The organism is Alkalihalobacillus phoenicis, assembly GCF_047302405.1.
Classification (GTDB): Bacteria; Bacillota; Bacilli; order Bacillales; family Bacillaceae_D; genus Alkalihalobacillus.
In genome coordinates this window covers 3330683-3355692 of the sequence record NZ_CP154853.1, presented here as the reverse complement: position 1 = coordinate 3355692, position 25010 = coordinate 3330683, and the positions used below count along the sequence as shown (strand labels likewise).

At 38.9% G+C, this 25010-nt stretch carries 23 protein-coding genes and 1 pseudogene; 14 read left to right on the top strand and 10 right to left on the bottom strand.

Features of this window, described 5'->3' with window-relative positions; translation table 11 throughout:
- The first annotated feature begins 270 nt into the window (after positions 1–270).
- The 3 genes from AA0017_RS15795 to AA0017_RS15785 all read left to right on the top strand — a co-directional run bounded on the left by AA0017_RS15795 (position 271) and on the right by AA0017_RS15785 (position 4346).
- Complete coding sequence (locus AA0017_RS15795; RefSeq protein ID WP_413375970.1) at positions 271–1626, top strand: alkaline phosphatase; 1356 nt, start codon at positions 271–273, stop codon at positions 1624–1626.
- Between the two features lie 773 nt (positions 1627–2399).
- Positions 2400–3656, top strand: a complete 1257-nt coding sequence (locus AA0017_RS15790) for an OFA family MFS transporter (protein ID WP_413375968.1) — start codon at positions 2400–2402, stop codon at positions 3654–3656.
- A 192-nt stretch (positions 3657–3848) separates the two neighbouring features.
- Positions 3849–4346 carry a cupin domain-containing protein gene (locus tag AA0017_RS15785; protein WP_413375966.1) on the top strand — a complete coding sequence of 166 codons (498 nt, stop codon included), beginning with the start codon at positions 3849–3851 and terminating at the stop codon, positions 4344–4346.
- A gap of 269 nt (positions 4347–4615) precedes the next feature.
- Here AA0017_RS15785 and AA0017_RS15780 read toward each other — a convergent pair whose 3' ends face one another.
- Positions 4616–5200: a TetR/AcrR family transcriptional regulator gene (locus AA0017_RS15780; protein ID WP_413375964.1), complete on the bottom strand. Its 585-nt coding sequence runs from the start codon at positions 5198–5200 to the stop codon at positions 4616–4618.
- 163 nt (positions 5201–5363) lie between these two features.
- Between AA0017_RS15780 and AA0017_RS15775 the strand changes: the two genes are divergently transcribed.
- From AA0017_RS15775 to AA0017_RS15765, 3 genes are all read left to right on the top strand, one after another.
- A complete protein-coding gene (locus AA0017_RS15775) occupies positions 5364–6278 on the top strand; it encodes an ATP-binding cassette domain-containing protein (protein WP_413375962.1) in 915 nt (304 codons plus the stop codon).
- On the top strand, positions 6278–7891 hold the full coding sequence (locus AA0017_RS15770; protein ID WP_413375960.1) for an ABC transporter permease: 1614 nt from the start codon (positions 6278–6280) through the stop codon (positions 7889–7891). The genes AA0017_RS15775 and AA0017_RS15770 overlap by 1 nt, the downstream gene beginning before the upstream one ends.
- Before the next feature lie 598 nt (positions 7892–8489).
- On the top strand, positions 8490–9104 hold the full coding sequence (locus tag AA0017_RS15765) for a YdcF family protein (RefSeq protein ID WP_413375958.1): 615 nt from the start codon (positions 8490–8492) through the stop codon (positions 9102–9104).
- Between the two features lie 161 nt (positions 9105–9265).
- Here the strand turns inward: AA0017_RS15765 and AA0017_RS15760 are convergent, their stop codons facing one another.
- From AA0017_RS15760 to AA0017_RS15750, 3 genes and pseudogenes are all read right to left on the bottom strand, one after another.
- Positions 9266–9811, bottom strand: coding sequence for a GNAT family N-acetyltransferase (locus AA0017_RS15760; RefSeq protein WP_413375956.1), 546 nt, complete (start codon positions 9809–9811; stop codon positions 9266–9268).
- A 60-nt stretch (positions 9812–9871) separates the two neighbouring features.
- Positions 9872–10049: pseudogene (locus AA0017_RS15755) on the bottom strand (GNAT family N-acetyltransferase); the annotation flags it as partial.
- Between the two features lie 41 nt (positions 10050–10090).
- The gene (locus tag AA0017_RS15750; protein WP_413375955.1) at positions 10091–11113 is read right to left on the bottom strand and encodes a YeiH family protein; all 1023 of its coding nucleotides are present in this window, start codon (positions 11111–11113) and stop codon (positions 10091–10093) included.
- A 99-nt stretch (positions 11114–11212) separates the two neighbouring features.
- On the opposite strand from AA0017_RS15750, the gene AA0017_RS15745 reads away from it, so the two are divergent.
- Together AA0017_RS15745 and AA0017_RS15740 are read left to right on the top strand one after the other, a co-directional pair.
- Positions 11213–12079, top strand: coding sequence for a LysR substrate-binding domain-containing protein (locus AA0017_RS15745; RefSeq protein WP_413382631.1), 867 nt, complete (start codon positions 11213–11215; stop codon positions 12077–12079).
- 35 nt (positions 12080–12114) lie between these two features.
- Positions 12115–12642, top strand: a complete 528-nt coding sequence (locus AA0017_RS15740) for a GNAT family N-acetyltransferase (RefSeq protein WP_413375953.1) — start codon at positions 12115–12117, stop codon at positions 12640–12642.
- Positions 12643–12761: 119 nt separating this feature from the next.
- Here AA0017_RS15740 and AA0017_RS15735 read toward each other — a convergent pair whose 3' ends face one another.
- The 5 genes from AA0017_RS15735 to AA0017_RS15715 form a co-directional block, all read right to left on the bottom strand.
- Complete coding sequence (locus AA0017_RS15735) at positions 12762–13559, bottom strand: sulfurtransferase (protein WP_413375951.1); 798 nt, start codon at positions 13557–13559, stop codon at positions 12762–12764.
- A 137-nt stretch (positions 13560–13696) separates the two neighbouring features.
- Positions 13697–14020 (bottom strand): 4a-hydroxytetrahydrobiopterin dehydratase, encoded by a 324-nt coding sequence (locus AA0017_RS15730; RefSeq protein WP_413375949.1) that lies wholly within the window; start codon positions 14018–14020, stop codon positions 13697–13699.
- Positions 14017–15747, bottom strand: a complete 1731-nt coding sequence (locus tag AA0017_RS15725) for an aromatic amino acid hydroxylase (RefSeq protein WP_413375947.1) — start codon at positions 15745–15747, stop codon at positions 14017–14019. The genes AA0017_RS15730 and AA0017_RS15725 overlap by 4 nt, the downstream gene beginning before the upstream one ends.
- A gap of 92 nt (positions 15748–15839) precedes the next feature.
- Entirely contained in the window at positions 15840–17000 is a 1161-nt protein-coding gene (locus tag AA0017_RS15720; RefSeq protein WP_413375945.1) for a Leu/Phe/Val dehydrogenase, read from the bottom strand.
- Positions 17001–17111: 111 nt separating this feature from the next.
- On the bottom strand, positions 17112–17354 hold the full coding sequence (locus AA0017_RS15715) for a DUF1450 domain-containing protein (RefSeq protein WP_413375943.1): 243 nt from the start codon (positions 17352–17354) through the stop codon (positions 17112–17114).
- A gap of 330 nt (positions 17355–17684) precedes the next feature.
- On the opposite strand from AA0017_RS15715, the gene hppD reads away from it, so the two are divergent.
- The 6 genes from hppD (at position 17685) to AA0017_RS15685 (ending at position 24178) form a co-directional block, all read left to right on the top strand.
- Positions 17685–18806 (top strand): 4-hydroxyphenylpyruvate dioxygenase, encoded by a 1122-nt coding sequence (gene hppD / locus AA0017_RS15710; protein ID WP_413375941.1) that lies wholly within the window; start codon positions 17685–17687, stop codon positions 18804–18806.
- A 42-nt stretch (positions 18807–18848) separates the two neighbouring features.
- Positions 18849–19805 carry a hypothetical protein gene (locus AA0017_RS15705; protein WP_413375939.1) on the top strand — a complete coding sequence of 319 codons (957 nt, stop codon included), beginning with the start codon at positions 18849–18851 and terminating at the stop codon, positions 19803–19805.
- Positions 19806–19821: 16 nt separating this feature from the next.
- Complete coding sequence (fahA, locus tag AA0017_RS15700) at positions 19822–21090, top strand: fumarylacetoacetase (RefSeq protein ID WP_413375937.1); 1269 nt, start codon at positions 19822–19824, stop codon at positions 21088–21090.
- 60 nt (positions 21091–21150) lie between these two features.
- On the top strand, positions 21151–22308 hold the full coding sequence (locus AA0017_RS15695) for a homogentisate 1,2-dioxygenase (protein WP_413375936.1): 1158 nt from the start codon (positions 21151–21153) through the stop codon (positions 22306–22308).
- Positions 22309–22415: 107 nt separating this feature from the next.
- The gene (gene nhaC / locus AA0017_RS15690; protein WP_413375934.1) at positions 22416–23849 is read left to right on the top strand and encodes a Na+/H+ antiporter NhaC; all 1434 of its coding nucleotides are present in this window, start codon (positions 22416–22418) and stop codon (positions 23847–23849) included.
- 26 nt (positions 23850–23875) lie between these two features.
- On the top strand, positions 23876–24178 hold the full coding sequence (locus AA0017_RS15685; protein ID WP_413375932.1) for a YerC/YecD family TrpR-related protein: 303 nt from the start codon (positions 23876–23878) through the stop codon (positions 24176–24178).
- 143 nt (positions 24179–24321) lie between these two features.
- On the opposite strand, the gene AA0017_RS15680 is transcribed toward AA0017_RS15685, so the two are convergent.
- Complete coding sequence (locus AA0017_RS15680; RefSeq protein WP_413375930.1) at positions 24322–24900, bottom strand: TetR/AcrR family transcriptional regulator; 579 nt, start codon at positions 24898–24900, stop codon at positions 24322–24324.
- Positions 24901–25010: the final 110 nt, after the last annotated feature.

Genomic DNA, 25010 nt, shown 5'->3' with positions numbered 1-25010 from the left:
GAACTTCCGCATTTCCTTTAATCTCAAAATTAAATTGTTGAAGAGAGAAATACGGATTTTCAGGTTACCGTACTATCTTTAGTTTGATGAAAAAGGAATAGGGTAAAGTTTATATATTTATAAAAATGATATAAAAAGAAATACGTCTTTACTGAAACTTAGTGAATCTCACACAAACTCAATCTTTTTTTACATGACGTTTAAGGGAGCTTAATAGTAATCTCCTATACTTTCAAATGTAGGTTACTAATTACTTAGGAGGAATGCGATTTGCGGACATTTAAATGGGTCGGAGTAGGGCTAAGCTTTTTAGTGATTTTAGTAACTGGTTTTCTCTTTTTTCAGCATGCTGGGGCAGAAGAGGTAGCGAATGTAAAAAAGTCCTCGGGAGAAGAAGTCGAGAATGTGATTTTTATGATTCCTGATGGATTTTCAACTGGTTATGCGACAAACTATCGTATTTATAAAGGAAAAGAAACGATTTTTGATAAGATACTTGTTGGAATGATGAAAACTTATTCAGAAGATAATTGGGTGACGGATTCAGCGGCGGCGGGAACGGCGATGGAAACCGGTGTAAAAACAAATAATGGCATGATTAGCGTAACACCTGATGGCGAAGAATTGACAACGATTCTTGAAGTAGCAAATGAGGCTGGCAAATCAACCGGTTTAGTAGCGACTTCAACCGTGACACATGCAACACCAGCTGTCTTTGCCTCTCATGTGGAGTCGAGAGGAAGTGAGGCTGATATTGCCTTACAAATGATTGAGAAAGTAGATGTTCTTTTAGGTGGAGGGAAAAATAATTTTCTACCAGAAACGGAAGGTGGAAATCAACCAGAGCGGCATGTCATTGAAGAGGCGATGATGAAAGGCTTTCAGTTTGTTGAAACAAGGGATGAATTATTAACGATTCGTGGAGATCATCAACAATTGCTAGGGCTGTTTGCCACTGAGGCGATGGCACCAGAATTAGAACGAAACCAGACAACAAATGAGCCGAGCTTAGCTGAAATGACAGAAGCCGCTATTCAAACATTATCAAAAGAAGGAAATGGTTTTTTCTTAATGGTAGAGGGTAGTCAAATAGATTGGGCTGGACATGCTCATGACGCTGCTTGGGCGATGACAGAGACGGAGGCGTTTGAAGCCGCTGTTCAAAAAGCAGTGGAATTTGCTGAGCAAGATGGGAATACGTTAATAGTCATTGCAGGCGACCATGAAACAGGTGGTATGACGGTCGGTGGTTATGATGAATATTTAGCTAATATCGACGTTTTACATGATGTTAAAGCAACAGGAAACTATATTGCTAGTCAATTAAATGAAAAAAGAAGCAATGCACATAATGTTTTGGCACATTATGCCAACACCGAGTTAACTAAAGAAGAGGAAGAGCGCATTATGGAAGCGAGTGATGATGTGCTTGTGCTTGCCATTAATGAGATCATTAGTGAAAGAGCTTATGTTGGTTGGTCAACAACGGCACATACAGGAGTCGATGTTCCACTCTATGCCTATGGCCCATCCTCTCACTTATTCCGTGGCGTTCTAAATAATACAGACATACCGAAACGAATAGCTGAGGCGATGAAGCTTGAATTAAAAGTGGGAAATCAATAATTTACAATAAAGGTGCTATGATTAGTATCGAATAAAAGGCTTAGAGGTGAATGGATCTCTGAGTCTTTTTTGATTTCCTATTAGATTTGTTTTAGGACAAAAGAGAAAGAGGAGGTAGTCAGAATGTCCAATAACCCAAGTTTAAAGGACAAAGGAGAAAGAGGAGGTAGTCAGAATGTCCAATAACCCAAGTTTAAAGGACAAAGGAGAAAGAGGAGGTAGTCAGAATGTCCAATAACCCAAGTTTAAAGGGCAAAGGAGAAAGAGGAGGTAGTCAGAATGTCCAATAACCCAAGTTTAAAGGACAAAGGAGAAAGAGGAGGTAGTCAGAATGTCCAATAACCCAAGTTTAAAGGACAAAAGAGAAAGAGGAGGGAGTCAGAATGTCCAATAACTCATGTTTAAAGGACAAAAGAGAAAGTGGAGGGAGTCAGAATGTCCAATAACCACATTTTAAAAACAAAAGAGAAATAATAAGTCTCAAACTGTCCTACAAACGCCACTCTTCCAGTACAATCACCATATATAACCTCTAAGGTTGTTATATAATTTTTTGAGCGAAATTTTAAACAACCATAAACCGCTACCTTTTCAATATAGGGTCTTTTAAGTAAAGGGGAAATGAGCAAAGAGTAGTATTCGAAATTTATACAATTAATTAAATTGTTGTATTATTTAGTTAATTTATTATATACTTCTAATGTAAGGGCTTTCAATGGAGCGGAGCAGAGGAAGCTCTCAAAAATTGGTGCAACGAAGAGGAGGATTTACATATGAAAAACAGATGGCTAATTGCTTTGGCCGCAATCTCCATCCACCTGTCAATTGGTGGTGCTTATGCTTATAGTGTTTATACCTTTCCGATCAGTCAACAAATGGGTTGGACAGCTACTGAAGTAACCATTGCCTTTACAATTATGATGGGATTAGCTGGTACTTCAGCTGCTTTTTTTGGGAAGTTCGTGGAAAAGAGTGGTCCGAGAAAATCAGCTTTAGTGGCGGCTGTCCTTTTTGGAATTGGACAAGCGGGTTCTGGTGTCGCTATTATGATTGACTCCCTCCCGTTATTTTTAGCGATGTATGGAGTGGCGAGTGGTTTAGGCCTTGGAATTGGTTATATTTCTCCTGTTTCGACACTGGTCAAATGGTTCCCTGATCGGAGAGGTCTTGCAACAGGAATGGCCGTACTTGGTTTTGGATCAGGGGCTTTAATTACAGCACCAGTGGCTGATAGCTTAATGGGCTCAATTGGAATTGAATCTACCTTTTATGTGTTGGGTGCCTGTTATTTCTTATTAATGGTAGCTGGAGCTCTTTATATCGCTCCACCAGCGGACGGCTGGATGCCTGCTAATATGAAAAAGGATATCGCGTCTGGAAAAAAAGTTGTCAAAAAAGACTTACAACAACTTACAGCATTTGAAGCGGTCAAGACAAGACGATTTTGGATGCTTTGGACGATGATGCTAATTAATACGACAGCTGGAATAATGATGATTGCAGTTGCTTCGCCAATGGCACAGGAAGTAGTAGGGTTATCAGCTGCTGCTGCCGCCACAATGGTTGGGATCATGGGGATTTTTAATGGTGGTGGCCGTTTGGGCTGGGCCGCTTTATCGGATTATATTGGGCGACCGAATGTCTTCATTATTTTCTTTATGATTCAAATTGTTGCTTTTTTAACGCTTCCATTTACAACAAGTATTATTTTATTCCAACTATTTATACTGCTCGTTGTTAGTTGCTATGGTGGTGGTTTCTCGAACCTACCAGCCTTTGTCGGAGATTTATTTGGAACAAAACAACTAGGGGCCATTCATGGTTTTCTGCTAACAACATGGTCACTTGGTGGTGTATTCGGTCCGGTAATTGTAACACAAATTTATGACCGTTCAGGCAGCTATACACCTGTATTCTTCGTCTTCTTAGCACTAATTACAGCCGCCTTTATCGTATCGATTTTATTAAAACTCGATATAAAGAAGAGTGAGCAAAAATTAGCAGCAAGTCAAAAGCAGATGATCTCGTAGGTGATGCCTGTCACCACACCCGAATTTTGTCGGAAACGATCGATTTTGTTGATTTGGATATGATTGATAAAAGGACCGTCTTAAATGGGATTAACCGTTTGAGACGGTTTCTTTGAATGGGGCGTAGAAACTTTCTAATAACAAGGGCATATGCTGAGAGAGAGCAAGAGAGTTTTGAAGGGAGAGAGAACCATGTTTAATCATATTCCATACTTTTATTATCAAAATAGGCAATTGAATCAATCCCATGTTCCATTAAGAAATCACCCATTAAGTCATTTCACCAGCGATTATGGGCCGCAACCTTTTGTTGTCAACATTGATAATGCTACAAAAAACAATCAATCATTTCGTAAGTCTTTATGGACAGGGGAGCATTTACAGGTCACATTAATGAGTATTAATGTTGGGGATGATATTGGTTTAGAAATTCATCCTGATAATGATCAATTTTTACGGATTGAACAGGGGCAAGGGCTTGTTCAAATGGGGGACTACCGAAATCATTTAACTTATGTGCAACATGTTCAGCAAGACTTTGCTATTCTTATACCAGCAGGAAAGTGGCATAACATTATTAACACAGGACAAGTGCCTTTAAAACTTTACTCCATTTATGCTCCCCCACATCACGCTCATGGTACTGTACACGAAACGAAGGCAATTGCACTCGCGGCTGAAGAGCATTAATGGTGCACTGTCACCGCTCGAATTATGTCGATTTGGAGATGAATGATTGAAGGGATGGGCCGTCTTAAACGGGATTAAACCGTTTGAGGCGGCCTATTTCTAATGCTCAGTTAATTCATTTAAATGAACTCCGTTATAAAATTGTTAAAAAATGGTTATATAACCAAAGGAAAGGAGATTATGCCCACCAGTGACGTCAAAAATAAAAGGATCTGAAAAGGGAGTTTGGACCAGCTGCTTAATCGACAAAATTCGAGGAGTGACAGAACCTACTTCCTCTCGCCGACGATGCCGTAAAAGAATAGCTTCGTTAACTCTTGAGTTACTGGTAAAAGAGTTTGGGCAATGTCTTTCCGTTGCATAAAATCTTTAAACATTTGGAGATATAGCAACATTGCTTCGTTCGAAATATTTGGATCGATATATCCTTGTTTCTTACCTTCATTGAATAATTCAATCAATCTAGGAAGCCCTTCTTTTAGATAAAGTTCTTCGACATAACTTTTTCCGCTTGAATAATCGATCATAAAATCTTGAAAAAATTTCTCTCCCATTTCGTCCGTTAAATCATTTTTCTCAAACATCATACGTTCAATTTTTTCTTTAAAAGGGAGGTCAAGATTAAATAAAGCTTTTTGTTCTTCCCAAACTAGGTCGACATAATATTTAAAAACCAGCTGAACTAAATTGTCTTTGCTTTCAAAATAATTATATATGGTCACTTGCGACACATTAGCTTTTTGGGCGATTTCGGCAATGGAAACCTTTTGAATACCAAATTCTTTAAATAAGGCTAAGGAAGCTTCTATAATATTCTTTTTCTTTTGTTCTTTTCGTCGTTCAAAACCATTCATTTCTTTCACCTCTAAAGTAAGTTTATCAAAATTATGTAATAAAACAATGGAAATAGTTCATAAAGTATTGTCAAAGGGGTTATTTATATATATTATGAACTATATAGATAAAAATATTACAAAACTAAGCAAATAAAGTCTTTTATATGAGGAGTGAAGGGTAATGTCTGTTATTGAAATTAACCATTTACGAAAAGAATTTGGCAAGTTTAAAGCCTTAAATGGAGTAAATCTTGAAGTGAAAAAGGGCGAGGTGTTTGGTTTTATCGGTCCAAATGGAGCGGGGAAATCGACAACGATTCGGGTTTTACTCGGAATTTTAAAAGCGACAGATGGTGACGCAAAGATTTTTGGGAAGGATGTTTGGAAAGATGCTGTAGATATTCATAAACGAATTGCCTATGTACCAGGAGATGTGAACCTTTGGCCAAATTTATCGGGGGGAGAAGTGATTGACTTATTTCTCAAATTACGTGGTGGAGGAAATAAGGAACGACGTGAGGAATTGATTCAAAGATTCGCTTTAGACCCGACAAAAAAATGCCGTACTTATTCAAAAGGAAACCGGCAAAAAGTGGCCTTAGTTGCGGCATTTGCTTCTGATGTGGACTTGTTTATTTTAGATGAACCAACTTCAGGGCTCGACCCATTAATGGAACACACTTTTCAGGAGTGTGTATTAGAAGCAAAAAAGGCTGGAAAAAGCGTGTTACTCTCGAGCCATATTTTATCTGAAGTGGAGAAGTTATGTGATCGAGTTGGAATTATTCGCCAAGGCCAAATTATTGAAACGGGGACGCTCGATGAACTACGTCACTTAACGAGGACGAATATGGTCATTAAAACAAGAGAACCAATCGTTTCGTTAAATGAGCTGAAGGGAGTTCACAACATTCAAGAGGTCGATTCAGAGCTTACCTTCCAAGTAGATACGGAAGAAATCGATACGGTGATTCGTCACATTAGTCAATTTGGTCTTGTAAAATTAGAAAGTGCCCCACCGGCCTTAGAGGATTTATTTATGCGTCATTATCAAGGGACAGATCACACGGCTTCTAGTGTGGGAGGTTCGGTGTAATGTATTCACGATTATTTAAGGGAACAGGAGCCATTACAAAATTGATATTGAAGCAACAACGCCTTAAAATCTTCTTTTGGTTGCTAGGCATTGTAGGTATTACGCTTGCAGTTGCAGCGGCTTATCCGAGTATTTATCCAGATGAACAGTCAAAACAAGCTTTTGCCTTTACGATGGAAAATCCGGCAATGAAAGCAATGGTTGGAAGTGGATACGATTTAGCTGACGTAACGAACGTTGGAATTGGAGTTATTTTTTCTTATGAGATGTTGCTTTTTACGGCGATCGCTGTGGCCATAATGAGTATTTTACTGGTGAGTAAGAGTACTCGTGCTGATGAAGAGGATGGTCGGACTGAAATGATTGGCTCTCTTCCTGTGGGACGTCTCGCTTATTTAAGTGCTGCTACACTTGTTTTAATAATGACTAATGGGTTGATAATTTTATTAACTGGAATTGGATTAGGTTCGCTTGGAGTTGAAGGAATTGATTTTAGTAGTTCCCTTTTATACGGTATGGTTTTAGGGGCATCAGGTCTTTTATTTGGTAGTTTTGCGATTTTATTTGCACAATTAGCGGAAACTTCAAAGGGAACAGTTGGATTGTCCTTCGCTTTTTTAATTGGTATGTATCTTGTCCGGGCAATAGGGGATGTCGGTAATGAAACGATTTCTTTATTCTCTCCCCTTGGTTGGACGGTTAGAACGTCTGTTTTTTTAGATAATGATTGGTGGCCTGTTTTCTTATTAATAGGAGTGGCCATTTTGATTGCCATTATTGGTTTCTATTTAAATGCGATTCGTGATATAGACTCAGGGTTTCTTCCTGTAAAAAAAGGGAAAAAGCATGCTTCACGTTTTTTACAAACACCCATCGGTCTTGCACTCAGACAGCAGCGCACGAATATTATTGCTTGGGCAATCGGTCTCTTTGTATTAAGTGCTACTTTTGGTTCGATTTTAGGAGAACTAGAAACCTATTTTGCTGATTTAGAGATTATGCAAGCCTTTATTCCTGAAGATTCGAGCAGTACGATGACAGAACAATTTGTTACACTTTTAATGGCGATTATGTCTTTATTTAGTGCGATTCCAGCTGTAATGGTCGTATTAAAATTAAAAGGGGAAGAAAATAAAAATCGAATGGAGTATTTTTATAGTCGTGCCCTATCACGGACTAAAGTGCTCGGAAGTTATTACGTTCTAGCGATTATAGTGAGTGTTGTGATGCAACTATTGCTGGCGATTGGCTTATGGTCGGTTGGAAGTACGATGATGGATGAGGCGTTATCATTTGGAAGTATTTTGGGTTCTGCTCTTGTCTATTTACCGGCCATTTGGGTCGTGATTGGTTTGGCTATCTTGTTGGTCGGTCTAGCTCCAAAAGTAGCGGCCGGTATTTGGGCATATATAGTGTATGGTTTTATTGTTGTTTATCTTGGCGACTTACTTGATTTTCCGAAGTGGATGAAGGCTGTCTCTGTTTTTGAGTATGTGCCACAAATTCCGGTGGATGAGATGAATGTTTGGGTAATGATTCTTTTAGTTATTGTGGCAAAAGCGATAACTATAGGTGGGTTCATTTTTTATCGGAAGCGAGATATAGCGGGGTAAGTTAATGGAGGATAATTAGGGTGAAAATGGGGTCGGGTGAGCTTCTGGAAGATTGTTTGGATCTTTTGGGGGCTTTTTTGTATATGATAGGTAATGAAAATCGAGAATGGCGCTTTTGGATTCATTGAGGGTCTTTGATTCCCTTTGAGGCTTTGATTCGCTGGCTTTCGGCTTCATTGCGGTTCTTTGATTTCCTTTATGGCTTTGATTCGCTGGCTTTAGGCTTCATTGCGGTTCTTTGATTCCCTTTGTGGCTTTGATTCGCTGGTTTTCGGATTCATTGCGGTTCTTTGATTCCCTTAGCAGCTCTTATTCGCTCGCTTTTGGATTCATTGACCTCCTTTGAGTTACTGAGATTAGGGTGCGAAAAAGGGGTGATAGGTAATGAAAATAGCGAGTGGCCGGAAATAGAGTACGAATAATAGTTAATTAGTAATGAAACTACTGAGTCGACGAAATTAGTGTTCGAATAACACCTGATTGGTTTTTATGAAAAAATAGAAACATTCACAAAATGTATAGCCGAGCATAAATATATTTACGGTGCTTATGTTTTAATAGAAAAGAACGGAGATGGTAGTGAGGAGGAGAGAATGATATGAAAATATCAGAGTTACAAGCTAGTCAATTAACGGATGTACAAAAGACGGATTTTATTTTTCGGAATATAAAGCAGGAACATCAAAATGGGGATGTTATTTTTGTCCCTGGAAGTAGCAAGGCGGTTGAGTATCGCTTACCTAAAGCAGTTGAATTATTTCGAGCTGGGAAGGCGAATAAACTTTTGTTCTCGGGTGGGGTTACGTGGCAAGGACAGCAGCTAACAGAAGCTGAACTTTTAAAGGTGGAAGCGATGAAAATGGGGGTTCCAGAAGAGGCGATTCTTGTCGAAAATGCGTCACTGCATACGAAGGAAAATGTACTCGCATCTTTGCTTGTTTTAGATAGAGAATTTGACCTTCATAATATTAAACGGGTGTTAGTCGTCACTACTTATTTACAAATGCTACGAATCTATTTAAGCTTCAAAACCTATATGCCAAGCTGGATTGAGTACTCTTTATATCCAGTCAACGACCGAACAGCAAGAGAAGATAATTGGTTCTTATCTCCTTATGGGCGATTAAGAGTGGAGACAGAAGTGGAGAAGATTATTCGATATGTAAATGAAGGAATTCTTATCGATGAAGAGGTCAAGATCTCAAACGGATAAATGGATTCTAGCAACATTATTAATAAGTTAGCCGATATGACGTGAAGTGTGAAAAGGAGGGAAGGGACCGAGTCGTAAGTCAGCCGTACGACTCGAAATATGTAAAGGGCACATGAAATCAAGTCGTAAGAGCATCCTTTTATCTCTTCTAGTTCTAGGCTTCATTCATTTTGTAGAGATTTCGTATATTCACTTTGCAATAGGCCCATTTGGATAATATCGTGCCACTTGCCATTACGGAAAAGACTTTCGCGACTCATTCCTTCTTGAACAAAACCGAGCTTTTTGTATAAATGAATCGCCTTTTTATTAAAAGAAAAAACGCGTAATGAGATACGGTGCAAATTCATTTCAAAAAACGCATAATCGAGTAATAATGACAACGATTCTTGTCCATAACCTTTGCCCCAGTAGTCTTTATTGCCGATATCAATAATGCACTCGGCATTTCGATTTTTCGAATCAATGTTAATAAGTGAAACGATTCCTATGGCGATGTCGGTGTTGACATCGGTAATCATATAACTTTTAGAGGTTGTTGAACTTAAGATCACATTCTCAACAAAGGCTTTCGTTTCCTCATATGTATACAGATCGAGTGATGGACTAGTCGAATTCATCACTTCTAAGTCATTGCGCCAACTATGGTAGATTTCGCTATCCTCTATTACCATTTTTCTTAGCTGTACTCTTTCAGATGTTAGCATACAAATCCCCCTTGAAAGTAATTGAATCTCTTATTTATACGTTGGAATAAATGATAAGTTTCATTCATCATTAGGGTTAATAATCGCCAACACTTGATGATCTTCCCAATGTCTGTTAATTTTGATGCTTTTTCTGGCGATGCCTTCCTGATGAAAGCCAGCTTTTTCTAACACACGAATCGAAGCAATATTGTGGGGTAACAGCAGCTTCAATTCGGTGCAAATGAATCTTTCCAAAAATGATAACACTATATACATATTCTTAGTGATTAAAAATCATTAGAGATTTAATAAAAAGATAAGGGAAAACCCAAGACCAACTAATATAATCGTTCCTAATAATCCCGCATAAAACACATTCAAGCCTAATTTCTTAAAGATGGCTAAATCAACGTTAAAACCGACACCAGCCATGGCCATTCCAAGTAAAAGATAAGAAACCGTAATGAGTACGTTAATTAGAGTCTCTGGCAAAATTCCGACTGAGTTTATGGCACTCATTGTTAGAAAGCCAATTATAAACCAAGGAATAGGAAGTGTTTGCGTAGTGAATCCGTGTACGGACTTATCGCTAGTCTTAGTGTTTCTATTCATATAAAATCCGATTAAAATCGCAACGGGCACTAGTAGAGCGACACGAGTGAGTTTCACGACGAGGGCAATATCTTCTGCTTCGCTTCCACCTGCTGAAGAGGCGGCGATAGTGTGGGCGATTTCGTGTAATGTCCCCCCAGTGAAGAGGCCAAATTGATAAGCCGATAGTGGGAGCATTGGAAATAGAAATGTAAAAAGAAGGGTAAAGATTGTTCCTAAAATGGCAATAACAGCAATGCTGACAGCGGTGATGCCCTGTTTCGCTTTGACGAGTGGAACAATCGCAATAATTGCAGAGGCACCGCAAATTGCTGTTCCGCATGCGGTTAAAAGGCTTAGCGTTTTATCAACCTTTAAAAGTCGTGCCAGCCCATAGACGACACCAAGTGTAGTCACAAGTAAAATCGCGGCATACAAAAAAGTGCTCCAACCCGCAAAATAAATATCAGCTATATCTAATCGCAACCCTAATAAAATAATTCCTATACGTAATAACTTTTTACTAGAAAATTCAATGCCCGATCTCCATTCATTTTTCACCTTGAGCGTATGATTCCAGATTGTCCCTAAAATCATCGCTATTACGAGCTGTCCGATAATCGTTAAGTAGGGAAGTTGAGCTAATAATGCTGAGGCAACCGCAATAATGAATGTGATTAATATACCTAAATAAAATGACTGGTCCTGTAATTGTCTATAATTCTTCATGATGTTCCCCCTGTTATGATTAAGGATACGCCAAGACTATCTATTTGTGAAATGAATATATATAATCATACTTATAGGGAATATTAATAATTGAGGGTGATGTCTGTGCATCTAGACGAATTAGAAACATTTATCACATTAGTACAAGAGAAAAATTTTACTAAAACAGCGGCTAAGCGAGCATTATCACAGCCGACCGTAAGTGTTCATATCAAAAACTTAGAAAAAGAATTTGCTACAGCGTTGATTAAACGGACAACCAAGCATGTGAGTTTAACACCAGAAGGCGAGCTTTTTTATGACAAGGCCCTGCAGATGAGGGACTTATATAAAGAGCTGCAAGAAACGCTATACGAGAAAAAAGAGCAAGCTTCCGGACTGATCCGGATTGGGGCAAGCTTTACGGTTGGAGAATACTTACTACCAAAAATCATTGCAAACTTACATTCAGATCATCCGCAATTAGATTTTCATAGCTCGATTGGCAACACAGATAACATAATAGATGCTGTTCGACGTTTAGAGGTCGATATCGGATTGGTGGAAGGGAAGAGCCATTCAAAGGATGTCATTCAAACTCCTTTTCAACAAGACAGACTCGTCATCGTCCGTTCACGGTTGTCTCCAAAAAAGATTCAAACATTGACCGATTTAGATGAACAAGTATGGATTATCCGTGAAGAAGGTTCGGGGACAAGACAATCATTTGACCATTTAATTCAAAGCCATAACATTAGGGTCGGAGCTACTTTTGTTTTTAGCTCAACCCAAGCGATCAAGGGAAGTGTCACGAGTGGAATGGGAATTGCCTTGTTATCAGAGGCGACCATTCAAGAAGAATTAAAGCATGGCACCCTTGAAATTATTCCAATTGAAGGCTTGTATGAGGAAAGGGCTTTTTCTTCGATTTTGACTAAGGGAGCAAAGCCCAGTCGGAATGTCCAGCTGTTGCTAGAATATTTATGAAGAAGAATGAGAAGTAATGATATAGGAGGATGAATATGAGTAAAAATATTAAATTAAGAGCCTTTGAGCTCTTTGATGTTTCAGCTTTGCATCACTGGCTAAATGATGAGGAGTCTATTTCTATGGTCGGAAGAACGCCTATGACTAAGGAGGAAACAGAAAACTATGTGCTCCATCTGCGAAAAGAGAATGCCCTGATCATGGCAATTGAAAATCAGGAAAAAGAGTTAGTAGGGTGGGTCCACTTATCAAATGTATCACATGGCCATGGAAGGGCGGAAATAGGGCTATTATTAGCCCCAGAATTTCGTGGGCATGGGTATGGAAAGGAAGCAATGGAAGAGATGATAAAAATGGGCTTTCACCAGCTAAGATTACATAAAATCTATTTAACGACTAGAGCAATAAACGAACGGGCAATTGGCCTTTATAAAAAACTTGGTTTTCAAGTAGAAGGTACTTTGCGTCAACATAGTTTTATTAATGGAACTTATTACGATACGATTTTTATGGGGTTATTGGCTAGTGAGTGGAACCAAATACGAAACAAAATAGAAAATTAAATAGGGAAGAAGACCATAGCAGATATCTATGCTTCATTAAAAAAAGTTCGAGAAGAAAAGATTTCCCGAACTTTTTTCTGTTTAGGGGCCTTTGAGCGGATATCTTTGTTTTGAAATGGTTAACTTTTTTCAATTTCGTAAGTAGTAATCCAATCACTATAGCTACCAACATATAATTTTACTTTTTCGTAGCCAGCTTCTTTTAATGCGGCATAGACAGGCGATGCGGTAACGCCACTTCCGCAATAAACGACAATCTGCTCATCTTTAGAGACGACTTTTTGTAACTCAGCTGTTGGGGCAAGTGTTTGTTCATTTTTTAAGTGAGCCCAAAAATAATTGCGAGCAGATGGAATGTGTCCCGGAATTTTATCAATTGGTTCAGATTCACCACGGTAACGAAATTCTTCCCTGGCATCAAGAAGGACGCCAGAGGCATGTCCATCGACCATCTTTTTAACTTCTTCTCGGCTAGCATAAATGGACGGATCCCAATTAAGAACGAGCGTTGTTTCTGGGTAGTGCGGAACAGTAGTATCAACAGCATAGCCAGCTTTTATAAGTGCCTCAAATCCTCCATTTACAACATATACATGCGGAAATTGAGCGTATTTAAGAAGCCAATAGGCACGGGTTGCGTAAGGTTCGCCGCCGTTATCATAAAGGGCAATTACTTGTTCCTTCTTTAGTCCAGCTCTTTCAAATAGTTTTTGCAAGTTCTCGTGAGAAGGAAGAGGATGTCGCCCGTTCTCACTTGATAAGTCAGACAAATCCCGATTGAGATCCCAATAAATAGCCCCTTTAATATGACCTTTCTGATAAGCATTGTACCCCGTTGTTAAATCAGTTAGTGAAAAACGCGTATCAATAAAACGTACTTCTTTTGGAAGTTCCTCGGCATTAATAAATACTGACATATTCATTCCTCTTTTCTTAATTTGACAGGTGCCTATTACCCCTCGGTTTTTGTCGAATGATGAGAAAAAAGGAACCTTTCAATCACGATGAGAGGTTCCTTTTGAATGATTTTAATTGAAGTATGCTCCTTTGTCTACTATCTTTTTTCTAACGAATTATTTCGAGCTTTCGTTTGTTCTACAAATAATTCATCCATTTCTTGGGCCAGTTGAAAATCGAGGTCAGTTAAGCCATTTTCATTCCAACTTGAGAGGTTGAGAATGACCATTTTATATTGAATCTGTATAAAGGGATGGTGATTTTCTCTTTCTGCGATAGCGGAAATATTATTTACGAATGTAATCCCATCTAAAAATTCGTTAAAGCGATAACGGCGTTCAATCCATTTAGTGTCTTTTCTTTTCCATTTAGGGACTAAGGTTAATTGTTCAGTGATTTCTTGTTCATTGAGTTTTTTCATTTCGCGATCGTTCTCCGATTGTAGATGACATCTAATCCGTTTTGAATTAATCGTACGTAACGTTCATCTTGCTTTAATTTCTCAATTTGAACCAACAGTACTTTTTTCAATGGTGATTGTGGATGATGATTTTCTAATAATTCAAGGATTTCAATTTGAAGAAGCCATTCTTCTGGAAATTCATGCATAATATTTTGAACAATACTTTGAAGAGGTGACTCTTGAAAAGTGGCTGATTCTCGTATTTGCCTAACTTCTAAATATAATTCTTCTAGCAAAGTCACGGCATTCGCTTCTTTTTCGTCCTCTTCTAGTATTATAGATTCCCCGTAATAGGAGAGATGATCAGCGGCGATTGGACGTGCGGAAACGATTTGACTTCCTACGGCTAAATCATACGTACCCCATGTCGGGTCAAATAAGACTTCCTCTTTGTAAGTCACAAGGCATTCCTCTAATGTGATTAAAACAAGAGCATCTTGATGGAAAACGAGATTAGTAACATGACCAGTAAGTTCAATGCCGCTTTCAAAAGTGATTTGAGTCTTTTTATGGACTTCAACACCTAGCTCTTTTAAACTTTGTTCCGTTTGTCCCTCTAGCTGTGTCCCTCCTAAAAGCTTTCCGATTGGTGCACCAAATCCATCAAAGTGAACCTCTTTTCCATGGTGGGCGAGCTGTTTATTCTGAACAGAAAGAGCACTAGGGCCAGAAGTTTTAACATAAATGGCCTCTCCGTCTGAGTCTTTAAGAAGCTCAGTGAATAATCCGGTGATTTGAAGGCCTGAGTTATACTCAATATGAGCAACTTGACTAGAAGCAATCGCTTTTTCAATCGATTCGGTACCACCTTGTCTGAAGGCCATTGTGTTCCCAAAATGATTCACTTCTTCAATTAATTGTTCAAAGCTTTCACAAACAAATAACTGGGTTTGCATAGAGGTCACATCATAACTGGTGGCAGCGGCATCCTCGATCGTAAATCGACGCTTTTCTACTTCATTAGATAAGCAGTGTTTGCTTTCTCCGACAGAGGATAGTAGTCCAGCCCCAAAGATTTTAGGCTGTTGAAGGTTGCCAATTAAACCAAATTCAACTGTCCACCAAAAAATCCGGGAAATTTGTTCTGATTCAGAAAGACCCGTTACAGCAGCCTGCTTTTCTTTCAATTTCTTTTTTACAGCGTCGATTTCACTCTGTGATGAAGATGGATCCTCCATCACAATCGATAGCTCTCTTGTCGCTTCAAACACTTCATGTTCTTCTTTTGTCGCAAACGCATTGGCTCCGATATGACCGATTAATTTTACAAATTTAGAGTAGGTTTCATTAAATAAAATAGGGGCGTGACCTGCTGCTTCATGTAAGATATCAGGAGCAGGTGTGTATTCGATATTCGATTTCTGACGAATATCTGTCGCAATCGGGAGGATTCCATGTGCTTGCAAATCAAAAAAAGCAGAGCCTGGAATTAATCCGTCAACAATGACGGCCCCCCAGCCGATTTTACTTAACTTTTCGTTCATGTCTTTTACTTTCGGGATGTTGTCAATGTCGATTCCTGATGATTTTAATCCAGTTGTGAATGCTTCATGAGCAATATTTTCAAGGAAATGATGATTCTGCCTCATCACATATCGCCAAACGGCATGGTCGATTGGACTGTAAGTATTGTAATGTTGCTGGGAAACAAACGATCGTAAATGTGTAGGTATTTCTTTTTTCATAATTCATGACTCCTCACATGTTTTATTTTATCGTTTTCAGACAGTACACTCCCACATCAAGAAATGTGTAAGGTTAGTTATAGCTCCTCTTGTTAATGACGAATTTGCCATTTTCGACGTTTCTTTGGTGAAAAGAAGCTATTCCGATCTCTTCGGGCTTCAATTCGGTTTTGACAAATTTGATTAGCCGCTTCAATGGTTGTGATGTCTCGTTTATCAGCTTCTTCAAAAACTTCAAGCAGTAATTGATAGATGGCTTTTGTTTTCGCTAAAACTCGTTTTTTGTTAGGTGTGTATAGTTCATCGGTTACTTGGATAATGCCACCACTGCTCACAATATAATCTGGTGCGTATAGGATCCCTTTTTTCTTTAATGTTAAAGCACTTTCTTTATGAAGGAGTTGATTATTAGCCGCACCTGTAATCGCTTTTACTTGTAATTGATTAATTGTTTGTTCATTAATGATGCCGCCAATCGCACATGGGACAAAGAAATCAGCGTCTACACTATAAATATCATCATTATTTACGGCGACGGCTTTTCGACCAAGTTGCTCTGAAATGTCGATGATTTCTTTCACTGTATCCTCGTTAATATCAGTTACGTATATATCGGCTCCTTCGTTTAATAAGTGCTCTGCGACTTTAAAACCGACTTTTCCTAAGCCTTGAATGGCAAAGCGTCTGCCAGTTAAGTCTTCATTCCCCCAAAGTACTTTTGCGACGGCTTTAATGCTATAAAGAACCCCGAAGGCCGTTGGAATCGATGTTTCGCCGCCCCCATCATATTCTTCTGGGAGACCAGCAATACAGTTCGTTTCCTTATAAGAATGAACAAAGTCATCTAATTCCGTGCCCATGTCGGTTCCTGTATAAAACCGACCATTTAGTGATTCAACAAATTGTCCATAGGCACGAAAAAGTTCAGGTGTTTTATCTTTTGTTGGATCTCCGATAATAACGGCTTTCCCTCCACCGAAGTCGACATCTGCAGCAGCACATTTGTACGTCATTCCCTCCGATAATTTTAAAACATCATCTAAAGCTTCCTCAAAGCTGGCGTAATTTCTCATTCTCGTTCCACCTAATGCGGGCCCTAATGTCGTGTCGTGAATCGCGATAATCGCTTTTAATCCGGTCTTTGGGTCGTTACAAAAAACAACTTGCTCATGATTTTTCATTTTGTCAAACAAATCGATAGAGTTGTTTGTGAAATCTTCCATTTGATTATTTGATAGTGTCATTTTTTCCATTATGATTCCCCCGTAGTTTTTAAAATAGTGAGTTTTTGATAGCGTTTACATATAATTCCGAAATGAAATAGATTCAAGTTGTTGTCATGATTTCCTCTCGCGATTCCTGTTTTATACACAGCTTGATTTTTGTGAGCTTACATATTTTGTGATAGATGAAGAGAGGTTTTCAACCGTATCACTTGAAATATTTTTCCCATTAATGAGGCAAAAAGGTTCTACTATACATTGACCACAATAATTGAGACATTGCTTTTCTACAATATTAATAGAAGGAAGACTGTTTAATTGATTCTTGAGTGTATCTGATTGTGCACTTGCATTATTAGGACAAAGCTTCACATCAAAACACAATGATTTAACCTCCTGTAGAATGTCTTATTTTTGTAGTGAGTATATGTTTGAATCAGAACTCTTGGCAAGGATCGATATGAAAGCTTAAACGCATTATTGTGGTGAAGGGATAAGGGAATAGAGCTTTTGATGCATGATTTTTTTAGGAGAAACTTGCACTATTTTTCAGTAAAGAAGCGAAGCGTCAAAGCAGGTGTTTGCAAGGATTCGTACCTAATATTATTATTTTTAGTAAGGGAAAAATATTCAATCTAGCTGCGCCTGTTAGAAGCTCGAGAAAAATCGGTTCTGACCAAACAGGCTTCGCTTTAAAAATTAGGAGGAATACTAATGGAAAATAAAGTAATGGGTAAGGCAGAGCAATTAACGGAAGATATTTTTCCGGTAGAGAGTTTTCATCATTTAGAGATATATGTAGGAAATGCTAAGCAGTCCGCTTATTATTTCTGTCAGGCGTTTGGATTTCAAATTAAAGCCTATCGTGGATTGGAAACAGGGAGTCGTGAGGTTGTCTCTTATGTGCTAGAACAAGGGGCGATTCGTCTTATCTTATCAGGTTCATTGACAGCCAATCATGAGGTTTCTGAATTTGTAAAATTACATGGTGAAGGTGTTAAAGATATTGCTTTAAAAGTATCAGATGTGGATAAAGCCTATTATGGTGCGATTGAACGTGGTGGAATTGCGATTAAAGAACCTTGGATTGATAAAGATGAAAGCGGTTACGTTAAAAAGGCGATTATTGGTACTTATGGTGATACGGTCCATACATTGGTTGAGTATGGCGATTATCAAGGCTTATTTCTACCAGGGTATCAACCATATGAGGGACCGAACTTCTCTAAACCATCTGGAATTGTCGGAATCGATCATGTTGTCGGAAATGTGGAAAGAATGGAAGAGTGGACGAATTATTATGAGAAGGTGTTTGGGTTTAATGTCTTAAAACATTTTGATGATGAAGATATTTCGACAGAATACTCGGCCTTGATGTCAAAAGTGATGATGAATGGAACGGGACGTATCAAATTCCCAATCAATGAACCAGCAGAAGGAAAACGTAAATCTCAAATTGAAGAGTATTTAGACTTTTACAACGGTCCTGGTGTGCAGCACTTAGCCGTGTTGACTAACGATGTGATTGCAACGGTGAAGACACTGCGTGAGAATGGGGTTGAATTTTTACAAACTCCTGATACGTATTATGAGGATTTAATTGCCCGAGTAGGTGATATCGATGAAGATGTGAAAAAGCTACAAGAGCTTAATATTTTAGTCGACCGTGACGATGAAGGATATTTGCTCCAAATTTTCACGAAACCAATTGTCGATCGTCCCACTTTATTTATTGAAATCATCCAACGAAAAGGAGCAAGAGGGTTTGGAGAAGGGAACTTCAAAGCGTTATTTGAGTCGATTGAACGTGAGCAAGAACGTCGCGGTAATATTTAAAAAGAGTAAGGAGATAAAATGTGTGAAGAAAGGAGTGTTCTCTTGAAGAGAGACGATTACACCCCGAGTATACAGGCTTACTTAGCGAATTTAATTGATTATGCTGGGCTTTTTCCCCCAGCTAATCTCTCTCTTGAAACATCGATTCATAATTTTGTAGATTATCAAAACGATAAAGATGCTTGGATGCTTGGTCGATTTATTATTCCAGCAGCTCGGTTAAAGGAATTGGTTCCGTACTTATCTTTATTTTCAAAAGAGAAGAGATTAGAGCTAGCCGTAGTTGGACAACGGAGCACGGATGAGGCAAGCTGTCTAAATAACTTAAGAGCTGACTTAGAAAAATGTTCTGAATTTTTAGAGGAGTTCAAAGAGGTTGTTCAAATTAATGTGTTTGAAATGCCGCTTCCTTCATCTATTCCAAGTCGCCTGTTACTTGAGGAGATTGCAATTGAAGCGACAAAACATCATGTCCAACTATTTTGTGAGCTGACTTTCCCTTTAAATGAGGAATGGGAGCAGAAGGTTGAAGAATCATTAAGACAAATAGCCAGTCACAACGAGACAAGTTCATTGGTTATTGGGTTGAAGTTGAGAACGGGTGGTGTTACCGCTGATGCTTTTCCAACACCAGAACAAGTAGCCAAAGTGTTAATCGGCTGTAGTGAGCGAGAGATTCCGCAAAAATTCACGGCCGGTTTACATCATCCCATTCGGATGCACCGGCAGGAAGTGAATACACATATGCACGGTTTTATAAATATCTTTACAGCTAGTATGATTGCGAGAATTTATCAACCATCACTTGAAACGTTGATTGAACTTCTTTCTGATGAGGAATCAACAAGCTTTAAATTTTTAGAAGAAGGTATTGAGTGGAAGGATACTTTGGTTAAAGTTTCAGAGATACAGAGATTGCGTCAAGGTATGGTTTATTCGTATGGAAGTTGTAGCTTTGATGAACCAAGAGAAGACCTTCGCAGCTTGCAATTAATATAGGATGGAGGTCAAAACGATGAAATCTTTTATTCCGGTTCATGAAAAATCGCATTTTCCGATTCAAAATTTACCCTATGGTATTTTTCGACCGCATTTAAATGAAAGCCCTAGAGTAGGAGTCGCGATCGGTGAATATGTCTTGGATCTATCGATCATGGAAGAGGCTGGACTGCTCAATGTAAAAGGGGTAACAGCGGGTGAGAAAGTCTTTAATCAACCTTCCCTTAATCGCTTTATGGCCCTTGGAAAAACAGCCTGGAGTGATGCCCGTCACCAAATTCAACAGCTATTAAGGGAGGATGAACCAATCCTACGTGACAACCAAGAGTTAAGAGGCAAAGCGTTGTTACCTTTAACAAATGTGGAATTATTATTGCCAGCACAAATTGGTGATTATACGGACTTTTATGCCTCAAAGGAGCATGCGACAAATGTAGGGACGATGTTTCGAGGCAAAGAGAATGCTTTAATGCCTAACTGGACTCATTTACCGATTGGTTATCATGGGAGAGCAAGTTCAGTCGTCGTTAGTGGGACAGAGGTCAGACGTGTAAATGGTCAAACAAAAGCAGCAACCGAACAATCTCCAAGCTTTGGGCCCACTAAACAACTCGATTTCGAATTAGAAATGGGCTGGTTTATAGGACCAGGGAATGAACGAGGAAAACCAATTCCTATTAAAGAGGCAGAAGAGCAAATCTTTGGTTTAGTATTAGTGAATGACTGGAGTGCCCGTGATATCCAAGCATGGGAATATCAACCTCTTGGTCCCTTTTTGGCAAAGAGCTTTGCCACTTCTATATCTCCGTGGGTTGTTCCACTTGAAGCATTAGAGCCATTTCGAGTGCATGGTCCGAAGCAGGAGCCAGCCCCATTGCCATATTTAACAAAAGTGGGACCGAGCTCGTTTGATGTGAATTTAGAAGTGTATTTAAAGGGAAAATCGATGTCAGAAAAAGAAAAAATCGTCGCTACTAATTTCCAGTATCTTTATTGGAGTATGGCTCAACAAATTAGTCATCATACGATTAATGGTTGTAATTTACGACCAGGTGACCTTCATGCATCAGGAACGATAAGTGGTCCAACAAAAGAAGAACGAGGCAGCTTACTTGAACTTTCTTGGAGAGGAACAGAACCGCTTGTTTTCCAAAATGGGGAAGAGAGAACTTGGATTGAAGATGGTGATGAGTTAACGATGACTGGTTGGTGCCAAGGAGATGGTTACCGAATCGGTTTTGGTGAAGTAACTGGACGAATTTTACCAGCATTTCTAGATGAATAAAATTAAATGTAGGTTGACGTATTTTTATATGTAAGCGATGATCGGGAGAGGAGTTCAACGATGCCATTTTATAAACAAATGGGGGAAATCCCTCGGAAAAGACATACGGTTTTTCGGAAAGAGAACGGAGAATTGTATCGAGAGCAAGTAATGGGGACAAAAGGCTTTTCAGGTATTCAATCGATTTTGTATCACCATCATCCACCAACAGCGATGGTCGAATCTAAATTATTAAATAGCTGTGCAGTCGAGTATGAGGAGCAGCAGGATTTATCCCCACGTCATCTCTATTCTCATCAATATACGGAAGAAACCGATGCTGTTATGGGAAGGGAATACTTTTTAGGAAATGATGATGTTTTACTCGGTGTCGTTAATCCTACGAAGTCAATGGATTACTTTTATCGAAATGGCGATGGAGATGAAGTCTTATTCGTCCATTACGGGACAGGAAAAGTAGAGTCAACCTTTGGTACCCTTTCTTACAAACCAGGTGATTATATTGTCATTCCGATCGGGACGATTTACCGAGTCGTCCCAGATGAGGTAGCGTCTAAGATGTTAGTCATTGAAACGAATAGTTGGATTACGACTCCAAAACGTTATCGAAATATTCATGGACAATTACTCGAGCATAGCCCATTTTGTGAGCGGGATTTTCATGGACCAGAAAAGCTAGAAACAAATGTTGAAAAAGGTCACTTTGAAGTCAAAACTAAATCTAGAGGCTATATGCATTCCCACCAATTCAGTCACCATCCATTAGATGTGGTCGGCTGGGATGGCTATTTATTCCCATATATTTTCAATGTTGATGATTTTGAACCGATTACTGGACGAATTCATATGCCACCACCGATTCATCAAACATTTGAAGGGAATAATTTCGTCATCTGTTCATTTGTTCCACGAATGTACGATTATCATCCTGAGGCGATTCCGGCTCCATACTATCATAGTAATGTCGATAGCGATGAAGTACTCTATTATGTAAAGGGTAACTTTATGAGCCGAAAAGGAGTAAATGAAGGGTCGATGACTTTACATCCTTCTGGAATTCCCCATGGTCCACACCCAGGAAAAATTGAAGGCAGCATCGGCAAAAAGGAAACACTAGAGCTCGCTGTGATGATTGACACCTTTAGACCATTAAAAGTCGTAAAACAAGCTCGAAAATACGAGCAACAAAGCTATAAATATAGCTGGAAAGAAGATTGATGAACGTACGCACCAGAAAAAATGAAAACGTTAAATAGGTTAGATATTTAATGAACGCAAGGTTTTTGCCTTGCGTTCAATCTCATTAATCGACGCGGAGGTCATGTATGGAAAATCAAACTCGTAATCCCTCTTTTTTAGCATCCACTTTTATCCTACTATTAATTGTTGCGATATTAGCAGTAAGCATTCTTTACTACCAAGTCGCACCACAAATTCCAATCGTTTTAGCTGCGACAATCGTCGGTTTATATGCGTATACCCTCGGTTATAGATGGAAAGACCTTGAAGAAGCAATGGTGAAAGGCATTTCAGCAGGACTACCCTCGATTTTAATTTTAATGACAGTTGGTATTCTGATCGGGGTGTGGGCAATGAATGGAACCGTCCCTACTTTAGCTTTTTATGGTTTGAATCTTTTATCGCCACAATTCTTTCTCGTTTCTGCCGTTATCTTATGTGTTATCGTGTCAGTGATGACAGGGAGCTCATGGAGTGCGATAAGTACGATGGGGGTTGCCCTAATGGGTGTCGCTTATGGAATGGGGATTTCTCCAGCGATGACAGCGGGAGCAATCGTTTGTGGAGCGATATTTGGAGACAAAATCTCCCCTCTATCTGATACGACAAACCTTACATCAGCCATTGCTAAAGTGAATATCTTTGAACATATTCGCTATATGCTCTGGACAACCATACCCGCGCTACTTATAACTTTAGCGATATTTTTGTTCATTGGACTTGATTCACGGCTTGTCAATCCAGATATCGGGCAAATGGAATTAATGGTTCACACTTTAGAGGAACAATTTACGCTTTCTTGGCTGACGTTACTATCACCACTCGCTATTATTGTGTTAGGGATGAAGAGAGTTCCAGCCTTACCTACATTGTTTATTAGTTTGCTGATTGCGATTTTGACAGGGCTTTATACAATTTCAAACTTTTCAATTGCGGAACTAATGGTGACCGCACATACGGGATATGTCGCGAACACAGGAGTTGAAGCGATCGATAACTTACTTTCAATTGGTGGATTATCAAATATGCTTTTTGGAGTATCGATTATTTTGATAGCGCTTTCATTCGGGGGGCTTGTCCAAAAGATTGGATTACATACCGTCTTAATTAATGGAATCGTTCACTTTTTAAAACGGACAGGAAATATTGTCTTGACGACTGTCTTGGCCTGTATCGGCGTTAATACAGTTATCGGTGAGCAATATTTATCAATCATGTTACCAGGACAAATGTTAGAATCAACGTATAAGAATGCCAATTTACATCCAAAAACGTTATCAAGGACACTTGAAGATGCTGGCACAGTTGTTCATCCTGCCATTCCTTGGGGAGTGACAGGGGCGTTTATCATGTCGACATTAAATATTGGTGTCGAGTATGCTTTGTTTAGTTTTATATGCTTCATCACACCGCTTATCGCTATTTTTTATGGCTATACAGGAATTTCGATCAAACATATAGAAGAAGATCCGGGTGACTCCATTGCTCAAAATGTAAAAGAGAAAAAAATGCCAGTGTGACGATATTTTTCTATAGGGGGAGCTATATGAAAAAGGATATAAACGAAGCAACTAGAGAGCAATTTTATAAGGCTGTGCTGTCACTGAATACGGTAGAGGAGTGCATCGACTTTTTTGAAGATATGTGTACACCAAAAGAGCTAGAGTCTTATGTACAACGCTTTCGAGTCGGAATACGTGTGCTAGACGGGGAATCCTATGAAACGATTAGCATAGAAAACAATGCAAGGTCGAACTTAATATTCCGCGTCAAACAATGCTTACATCGTGAAAAGAGCGGACTTAGAGTGGCGATAGAACGATTAAAAGATCAAGGTGTTATTGAATAAAACGCTTACTAGTTAATGAAATAAGTTTAGTAGAGAAGACTGACTCATAAGAGGAGCCAGTCTTCTTTTCTATGAGTCGATAGTTGTTAACTTTAATCAAGCTGCTAGACGGCAGATGCAAAAGCTAACTTTTCCTTTTGTTATTAGTTGTTAGAAGGATTCATAAAAGAAAGGCCTTTATTCGTAAAATCGTTAATCAATTGGGCGATTTCTTCAGGAGATTCTTTCATACCCTCCGCAAGCCAATGTTGGATAACTTGGATGCTACCACTCACAGTAAAAAGGGCAATATATTTTGAAGACTTTAACGGAAGATGATTTTCTTCTGTCCACTTTTTAATTAATAATTCATGAGTAATAGCCATCACCCTTTTTTGAAAGCTATTACTTCCATGGTCCCCTAATAGCGTCTGACAAACCTCACTTTTTTCGGCAACATACTCCACAATTTTTTTCGTCAACTGCAAAGTTTCACTTTCTGTCGTAAAGTTGTGCTGGCTCAACGTAAGATACATCTCTTCGATAATTTCTTCTTCTATTTTGTAAAGTAATTCATATTGGTCTTTATAGTGGCTGTAAAAGGTCGAGCGATTAATATCCGCACGTTCACATAGTTCTTTAATCGTCACTTTTGTGATCGGCTTTTCTAATAATAACTTCATGAGGCTGTCTTTTAGGACCATTCGAGTATACTGTTTTCGTCGATCTAATTTTGAGGTCATCTGTTTCACCTTCTTTTTATTTTTTAGGAGTAATCCAACAAAAGCGTCCAAAGTGTTGTTCTAGCAACATTTACAAGACAACTGTTTGTTGTATATCCAACATCGTGTAG

Excerpts from the sequence above, each read along its gene's own strand:
- AA0017_RS15790 (WP_413375968.1), top strand. The coding sequence starts at position 2,400 with ATGAAAAACAGATGGCTAATTGCTTTGGCCGCAATCTCCATCCACCTG.
- AA0017_RS15785 (WP_413375966.1), top strand. The coding sequence starts at position 3,849 with ATGTTTAATCATATTCCATACTTTTATTATCAAAATAGGCAATTGAAT.
- AA0017_RS15780 (WP_413375964.1), bottom strand. The coding sequence starts at position 5,200 with ATGAATGGTTTTGAACGACGAAAAGAACAAAAGAAAAAGAATATTATA.
- AA0017_RS15775 (WP_413375962.1), top strand. The coding sequence starts at position 5,364 with ATGTCTGTTATTGAAATTAACCATTTACGAAAAGAATTTGGCAAGTTT.
- AA0017_RS15770 (WP_413375960.1), top strand. The coding sequence starts at position 6,278 with ATGTATTCACGATTATTTAAGGGAACAGGAGCCATTACAAAATTGATA.
- AA0017_RS15765 (WP_413375958.1), top strand. The coding sequence starts at position 8,490 with ATGAAAATATCAGAGTTACAAGCTAGTCAATTAACGGATGTACAAAAG.
- AA0017_RS15760 (WP_413375956.1), bottom strand. The coding sequence starts at position 9,811 with ATGCTAACATCTGAAAGAGTACAGCTAAGAAAAATGGTAATAGAGGAT.
- AA0017_RS15750 (WP_413375955.1), bottom strand. The coding sequence starts at position 11,113 with ATGAAGAATTATAGACAATTACAGGACCAGTCATTTTATTTAGGTATA.
- AA0017_RS15745 (WP_413382631.1), top strand. The coding sequence starts at position 11,213 with ATGTCTGTGCATCTAGACGAATTAGAAACATTTATCACATTAGTACAA.
- AA0017_RS15740 (WP_413375953.1), top strand. The coding sequence starts at position 12,115 with ATGAGTAAAAATATTAAATTAAGAGCCTTTGAGCTCTTTGATGTTTCA.
- AA0017_RS15735 (WP_413375951.1), bottom strand. The coding sequence starts at position 13,559 with ATGTCAGTATTTATTAATGCCGAGGAACTTCCAAAAGAAGTACGTTTT.
- AA0017_RS15730 (WP_413375949.1), bottom strand. The coding sequence starts at position 14,020 with ATGAAAAAACTCAATGAACAAGAAATCACTGAACAATTAACCTTAGTC.
- AA0017_RS15725 (WP_413375947.1), bottom strand. The coding sequence starts at position 15,747 with ATGAAAAAAGAAATACCTACACATTTACGATCGTTTGTTTCCCAGCAA.
- AA0017_RS15720 (WP_413375945.1), bottom strand. The coding sequence starts at position 17,000 with ATGGAAAAAATGACACTATCAAATAATCAAATGGAAGATTTCACAAAC.
- hppD (WP_413375941.1), top strand. The coding sequence starts at position 17,685 with ATGGAAAATAAAGTAATGGGTAAGGCAGAGCAATTAACGGAAGATATT.
- fahA (WP_413375937.1), top strand. The coding sequence starts at position 19,822 with ATGAAATCTTTTATTCCGGTTCATGAAAAATCGCATTTTCCGATTCAA.
- AA0017_RS15695 (WP_413375936.1), top strand. The coding sequence starts at position 21,151 with ATGCCATTTTATAAACAAATGGGGGAAATCCCTCGGAAAAGACATACG.
- nhaC (WP_413375934.1), top strand. The coding sequence starts at position 22,416 with ATGGAAAATCAAACTCGTAATCCCTCTTTTTTAGCATCCACTTTTATC.
- AA0017_RS15685 (WP_413375932.1), top strand. The coding sequence starts at position 23,876 with ATGAAAAAGGATATAAACGAAGCAACTAGAGAGCAATTTTATAAGGCT.
- AA0017_RS15680 (WP_413375930.1), bottom strand. The coding sequence starts at position 24,900 with ATGACCTCAAAATTAGATCGACGAAAACAGTATACTCGAATGGTCCTA.